The sequence below is a fragment of the Inquilinus sp. genome, from assembly GCF_057815775.1.
Window position 1 is genome coordinate 1 of record NZ_JBYRFX010001076.1, and the last position, 6473, is coordinate 6473.

The window sequence follows — 6473 nt, forward strand, 5'->3', positions numbered from 1 at the left end:
GCCAGCGGCGCCGGGGTCACGGTCGATCTCGGCCTTGGCACCGGGCGGGGCGGGGACGCCGAAGGCGACACGCTGGTCGGGGTCGAGAATCTGGACGGATCGAGCCTGGATGACCGGCTGATCGGCGACGGTGGCGACAACCAGCTCTCCGGCCTGGCCGGTGCGGATACTCTGTATGGCGGGGCCGGGGCGGATCGGCTGATCGACAGGGACGATGCGGTCGATCATCTGGTCGGTGGCGCCGGTGCGGACATGCTCGAGGGCACGGCACTGGACTGGGCCTACTACCACACCAGCAGTGCGGGCGTGACGGTCGATCTCGCGGCCGGTATGGGCCATGGCGGCGATGCCGAGGGCGACACGCTGAGCGGCATCGCGAACCTGTACGGTTCGTCCCAGGCCGACACCTTGATCGGCAGTGGCGTCTCGAACGCCCTGGTGGGGAGCACCGGCGCGGACACGCTGACCGGCGGCGCCGGCGCGGATACCTTCCAGTACGAGAGCACGACTGACAGCACGGTTGCCGCGGTGGGCCGCGACACCATCACCGACTTTTCATCGGCCCAGCACGACCGCATCAACCTGTGGGCGATCGATGCCGACGGCAATGCCGCCAACGGCAACACCGCCTTCACCTTCACCGTCGGCGGCGCCTTCACCGGCACCGGTCACGAGGTGATCGTACAGGGCAGCGGTGGGATCTACACGGTGCTGGCCGACCTCGACGGCGACCGGGTGGCCGACATGGCCATCACCGTGCACTCCGTGACAGCCCTGGGGGCTGGCGACTTCGTACTCTGACGCGCTGGCTCAGTGGAACAGCAGCCAGATCACGATCAGGAGGGGAATCGGGATCCCGAGCAGCCAGAGCAGGATGTATCTCACGCCGGAGCCTCCGATGGTTGGCGCCGCCACGGTCCGGCGGCCTCTAAGCTCCGGAACGGGGGCTCCGCAGCTTCGGTTCCGCCGCGGCCATTTCCTCCCGCATCCGGCTGAGATAATCCGCCAGCGTGCGGCCGGTGACCGGCTGGAACCGCTCCTCCAGCAGCGCCATCGTCTCGATCCGGTCCAGGCGGAAGCTGCGGAAATCCTGGCGCAGCTCGCACCAGCCCGTGGCGGTCCAGCGGTTGCCCCAGAAAAACAGGCCCAGCGGATGGATGACCCGCTCGCTGGTCGCGTCGGGCGCGCTGTAATGCAGCCGCATCTTCCAGCGCCCGGCGATCGCGGTGCGGAACGGTTCCAGCAATTCCACGGGATAGGGCCGTTGGCTCGGCGCATGCATCGGCGCCTCGTCGAGCGAGGCGGCGCTGGCCTCCGGCAGCACGCCGGAGATCTTGCGGGCGGCCGATGCGGCGGCGCGGGCCAGGGCCGGGTCGGTCCAGGCCCCGACCATGCGGGCGCCCAGGCTCAGCGCCAGCAGCTCCTCGGCGGTGAACTGCACAGGGGGTGGGGTGAAGCCGCGGCGCAGCCGGTAGCCGACGCCCGCCTCGCCGTCGATCGGCGTGCCGCTGGCCAGCAGGTCCGCCATGTCGCGATAGATCGTGCGCTCCGACACCTCCAGCGCCTCGGCCAGCTGCAGGGCCGTGACCAGGGCACGGCCGCGCATCAGCAGCATGATCTGGATCAGTCGGTCGGCGCGACGCATCGGTGCAGTGTCTGCCGCAGGGGTGGCCGTGCAGGGCCGGGGGAATGGCCGTCCAAGTGATAGACCTGGACGCTCGGCGTGTCGATCACGTCCCGGAAGCGATCGAAGCCGGCCAGCTGGGGGGCGACCGCGGCGGCGGCTTCGGCGCAGGCCCGGTCGCGCCAGCGGATGACATCGACGAATTCGCCGTCGGCGGTCGGGCCGAAGTTGCGGTCGGCATAGCCGTCCAACCCGGCCACCGCCTGCCGGGTGCCCTCCGCCGCCTCGACCACGGTTTCCACGGCAATGCCGGGCTTGGCCCGGAACATCACCAGTTCGATTACGAAGGCCACCGCGTCTCTCCATCGGCAACATCTCGGCGATGTCGATGGCAGGAGAATACGAGCTCCCTCCTGACAACGTGGTGTCAGGAGGGAGCGGGGTCGGTTCAGGTCAGGTCACATTCAGCTTGCGCACGGACTGGCGGAAGGCCGCCTGGGCATCGGCGACTGCCTTGCGCGCCTTGGCCAAGTCGATGCCGGTCTTCTCCAGCTCCGACTCGCTGTCGTTCAGCTTGCCGAGATAGCGCTGGAACAGGTCGCTGTCCTTCGGCACGGCGCCCAGATTCTCGCGCAGCCGGGCCTGCTCCTGGCCGATCTCGGTCTGGCGCTGCTCCAGCTGCGTCACGTCGGTCTGGTGGTCGGTGATTGCGGCCAACTGCTCGGCCAGGCCGGACAGTGCCTTGCGCACCTTCTCCGGCACCGTGGTGTCGTCGACCCAGGTGGCGATGTCGTCGCCGGCATCCGTGGTCAGCTCGATGGTCTGTGACACCGGCTGCTCCTGCACCACCGTCACCGTCTCGGTCTTGCCGGCGGCCACGGCGCGGCGAATGCGATACTGGTCGCCGACGATCTCGACCTTGCTCTTGTCCGGCTGGGTCAGGGTCGCGCCGTCTTCACGCGGGGTCTGCAGCAACACCGTGCGGTCCTCGCCGGCGGCGCCGGTGACGGCATAGCTCACGCTGCTGCGCTGGGTGGTGGTGATCTCCAGCACGCCGTCGACGATGCGGGCGCGGGATAGCGTGTCGTCGCTCTTCTCGTCGCGGTCGACCGTCACCTTCTGGTCGACGGCGAAGCTGACCAGCCGGTTCTCGCCGGTCGGCAGCGCACCCAGCCGGGCGTCGCCGACATAGGACACGATGCCCTTGGCATCGCGCTCATACAGGGTCAGCACGCCGGGCGGCAGGCCGGTCTCGCCGTCGTTCTTCAGGTCGACCGCGGCCAGCGGGTGGGTCGGCTCGGTGTCCGGCAGGTACAGGTCGACCTGGGCGGCCGGGATCGCGCGGTTGACGATCGGCACCAGCAGCGAATGGCCGGCGGCGACGGTCACCGGCTCCGGCAGGTGGAAGCTGACCTGGGTCGCGGTCTCGCCCGAATCGGCGGCGGTGATCTGGGCGTATTGCTTGGGCGCGCTCACCATGTCGTTCATGACGGCTTCGGCCGCCGGGGCGGCTCTCGCCATCATCGCCATCGGTGCGGGCGGCGGTGCCGGCTCGGCCGTGCCGGTCGCAGCAAAGCCCCCACCGATGCCATCCAGGTCGCGGGCGCGCTCATCGACCGGCGGCAGCACCCGGCCCAGCACCTCGACCGGCACGTCCGGCCGGTCGACATAATAGCTCTGGTACAGCGCTTGGCGGAAGGTGACGGGGTTGCCGGAGACGACGGTCAGGTCGACCCCGTCCCAATCGGCGCCGCTCATGTTCTCCAGCACCGCCCAGCCCTGCAGGTCGGCCTTCTCCGCCTTCGGGTCGGCGGACAGGGTCAGGCGGTAGCTGGTCTTCCACAAGGGCGCGCCGACGACGTAGCCGACGCGCAGGGTGCGTTCGCCGGTGCCGGTCGAGCGGATGGCGAAGCTGCGCCGGTCCTTGGCGGAGTCGCGGGCCAGGGCGGCCAGCGCCGTGTCCAACTTGGCCTGCAGCGCCGGATCGGCGAATTGCAGCCCGTCGGCTTCTTCCAGGATGAACTGACGCACGCCGCCCTCGGTCATCAGGCTGACCCGGTGGCGGGTGATCTGGGCACCGTCCTTGGCCGTCGACGTCTCCGGCACCACCGACAGAATGCGGCCGGACACGGCGCGGGCGCCGTCGACCTTGACCTCGGCGCCGCGCAACGCGTTCAGCAGGTCGGCGGGGGAGGACAGCGCCTCCGGCCCGAACGGCATCTCGCGGAAGGCGGCGGCCAGCGGCTCGCGGCCGGGCAGGCTGATCTCGCCCACTCCGCCCTTGTCGTCATAGACGACAATGCTCTTCATCACGTCGTCGACCTGGTCCAGCGGCACGGCGAGATCCAGCGTCTCGTCGCCGGTGACCTTGGCCTCGTATTCGAAATAGCCGACGCCGCCGGTCGACAGCAGCACCCGCTTCAGCGCCAGCGAATCGGCGGCGAAGGCCGGAACGGCCAGCATCGCGATCGCCGCGGCAGCCGCGGGCAGGGCAAGTCGGATCGGTGTCATGCAGAACCCCTTCATGGTCGGTCGCAGGGGCCGACCATGAAGGGCGATCATGGCGAAGCCGCGGCCATCTGCCGTCAAGCATGGCGGAAAGATGCCGGTTCAGTCGAACGGCCAGCCATTGTTGTTGCGCCGGCCCCGGCCACGGCCACCGGTGCAATCGGCGGTGTCGGTGCCGTCGGTGCATTTGTTGGTGCCGCCGTAGCGGCCTTCGTCGCAGACGCCGTTATAAGCACGGCGGCAGCTGTTCGGGCCGTGGTCGCGGTCGCGACTGGCATAGCCGCGGCAATCGGCGGTGTCGGTGCCGTCGTTGCATCTGTTGGTGCCGCCGTAGCGGCCCTCGTCGCAGATCCCGTTATAGGCGCGGCGGCAGCTGTTGCTGCCGTCGTTGTCGCGGTTGTCGATCCGGGTGTAGCCGCCATCGTCGTAACGATTGCTGTCGGCGTAGGCGGGGTAGCCGCCGCCCTGCGGGACGCAGGCGATGGCGGCGACGGCGGCCGCGGTCAGGCCAAGGGTGCGCAGGAAAGTCGACACGGGTGATCCCCCGAAAGCGTTTTGGTCCGGGCCGCAACCCGGCCCGATCGGTCGGGCCGGAACGGCATTGCTGAATCAAGGCTCGACCCCCCATCCGGGTTCCGCTGTTTCAGATGGAAGGATCGTTGCCAGCGACCGCTCGGCTGTAGCATGGTCGGTCATTGCGTCGCCGCAGCGCAAAACTTGCGGATCGGTCGTCGAAATGCCGAAAGGGGAACGATCCATGCGGATAGCGGTATTGCGTGAGCGCCGAGAGGGCGAGCGCCGTGTGGCGGCGACGGTGGACAGCGTGAAGAAGCTGATCGGGCTGGGTGCCATGGTGGTGGTGGAGACGGGCGCGGGTCTGGGCAGCGCGGTGACGGACGATGCCTACCGGTCGGCGGGGGCGGAGGTCGCGGCGGATGCAGCCGCGGCCCTGGCCGGCGCCGATGTGGTGCTGAAGGTGCGCCGTCCACTGCGGGCGGGGGAGGGCGAGTTGGACGAGCTGTCGCTGATCCCGCGCGGTGCGACGCTGATCGGCATCCTGGAGCCCTATGACGATGCGGAGAGCCTGGCGGCCTACGCCTCGGCTGGCATCGAGAGCTTTGCCCTGGAGCTGGTGCCGCGGATCACGCGGGCACAGTCGATGGACGTGCTGTCGAGCCAGGCGAACCTGGCCGGCTACCGGTCGGTGCTGGAAGCGGCGTCGGTGTTCGGGCGGGCGTTCCCGATGATGATGACGGCGGCGGGCACGGTGCCGCCGGCGCGGGTGCTGGTGATGGGCGCGGGCGTGGCCGGTCTGCAGGCGATCGCGACGGCGCGGCGGCTGGGGGCTGTGGTGTCGGCGACCGATGTGCGTCCGGCGGCGAAGGAACAGGTGCAGTCGCTCGGCGCCAGCTTCGTGGCGGTGGAGGACGAGGAGTTCAAGGCGGCGGAGACGTCGGGCGGCTACGCCAAGGAGATGTCGGCGGAATACCGGGCGAAGCAGGCGGCGCTGATCGCGGAGACGGTGAAGAAGCAGGACATCGTGATCTGCACGGCCTTGATCCCGGGCCGCAAGGCGCCGGTGCTGATGGACGAGGCGATGGTGCGGTCGATGAAGCCGGGCTCGGTGATCGTCGACCTGGCGGCGGAGCGGGGCGGCAACTGCGCCCTGACGCGGCCGGGCGAGGTGGTGGAAGACGGCGGCGTGACCATCGTCGGGCACCGCAACGTGCCGGGGCGGATCGCGACGGATGCATCGGCGCTGTATGCCCGGAACCTGGTGGCGTTCCTGACCCCCCTGGTCGACAAGGAGACCAAGGGGCTGAAGGTGGACGGGACGGATGCGATCGTGTCGGCGACGCGGCTGACGTCGGGGGGCCGGGTGGTGCATCCGGGCTTCGGCGGCACGGCCGAACAGGCGGCGTAGGGAGAGGCGGGGATCATGGCGGCGGACGGGATCGCGCAAGGCGCGGAAGGGCTGGCGACGGCGGCGCGGGTGCTGGCGGACCAGGCACAGGCCCTGGCGGCGCAGGCCCAGGCGGCGGCAGCAACGGTGCCGGTGGAGGGGCAGGGGTTCTTCCTGACGGGGCTGACGGTGTTCGCGCTGGCGTGCTTCGTCGGCTACTACGTGGTGTGGCGGGTGACGCCGGCGCTGCACTCGCCCTTGATGAGCGTGACCAACGCGATCTCGTCGGTGATCGTGGTGGGGGCGCTGATCGCGGCGGGTCCGGCGGTGATCGGGGCGTCGAGCCTGCTGGGGGCGCTGGCGGTGCTGCTGGCCTCGGTGAACATCTTCGGCGGGTTCCTGGTGACGCGCCGGATGCTGGCGATGTACCGGAAGAAG

7 protein-coding genes are annotated in these 6473 nt (G+C 69.9%); 3 read left to right on the plus strand and 4 right to left on the minus strand.

Annotation, left to right across the window (positions count from 1 at the left end):
* A partial coding sequence (locus AC3XYG_RS38560; RefSeq protein ID WP_489145205.1) for a M10 family metallopeptidase C-terminal domain-containing protein occupies window positions 1-801 on the plus strand: 801 nt, incomplete at its 5' end.
* 127 nt (window positions 802-928) lie between these two features.
* Here AC3XYG_RS38560 and AC3XYG_RS38565 read toward each other — a convergent pair.
* The 4 genes from AC3XYG_RS38565 to AC3XYG_RS38580 form a co-directional block, all read right to left on the minus strand.
* Window positions 929-1645, minus strand: coding sequence for a helix-turn-helix transcriptional regulator (locus AC3XYG_RS38565; protein WP_489145206.1), 717 nt, complete (start codon window positions 1643-1645; stop codon window positions 929-931).
* Window positions 1624-1977, minus strand: coding sequence for a hypothetical protein (locus tag AC3XYG_RS38570; protein WP_489145207.1), 354 nt, complete (start codon window positions 1975-1977; stop codon window positions 1624-1626). The genes AC3XYG_RS38565 and AC3XYG_RS38570 overlap by 22 nt, the downstream gene beginning before the upstream one ends.
* Before the next feature lie 100 nt (window positions 1978-2077).
* On the minus strand, window positions 2078-4135 hold the full coding sequence (locus tag AC3XYG_RS38575) for a DUF4139 domain-containing protein (RefSeq protein WP_489145208.1): 2058 nt from the start codon (window positions 4133-4135) through the stop codon (window positions 2078-2080).
* Between the two features lie 99 nt (window positions 4136-4234).
* On the minus strand, window positions 4235-4666 hold the full coding sequence (locus AC3XYG_RS38580; protein ID WP_489145209.1) for a hypothetical protein: 432 nt from the start codon (window positions 4664-4666) through the stop codon (window positions 4235-4237).
* A gap of 223 nt (window positions 4667-4889) precedes the next feature.
* Between AC3XYG_RS38580 and AC3XYG_RS38585 the strand changes: the two genes are divergently transcribed.
* Window positions 4890-6056: a Re/Si-specific NAD(P)(+) transhydrogenase subunit alpha gene (locus tag AC3XYG_RS38585; RefSeq protein ID WP_489145210.1), complete on the plus strand. Its 1167-nt coding sequence runs from the start codon at window positions 4890-4892 to the stop codon at window positions 6054-6056.
* A 15-nt stretch (window positions 6057-6071) separates the two neighbouring features.
* The coding region (locus tag AC3XYG_RS38590; protein WP_489145211.1) for an NAD(P) transhydrogenase subunit alpha part 2 at window positions 6072-6473 on the plus strand (402 nt) is incomplete at its 3' end.

Excerpts from the sequence above, each read along its gene's own strand:
- AC3XYG_RS38565 (WP_489145206.1), bottom strand. The coding sequence starts at position 1,645 with ATGCGTCGCGCCGACCGACTGATCCAGATCATGCTGCTGATGCGCGGC.
- AC3XYG_RS38575 (WP_489145208.1), bottom strand. The coding sequence starts at position 4,135 with ATGACACCGATCCGACTTGCCCTGCCCGCGGCTGCCGCGGCGATCGCG.
- AC3XYG_RS38585 (WP_489145210.1), top strand. The coding sequence starts at position 4,890 with ATGCGGATAGCGGTATTGCGTGAGCGCCGAGAGGGCGAGCGCCGTGTG.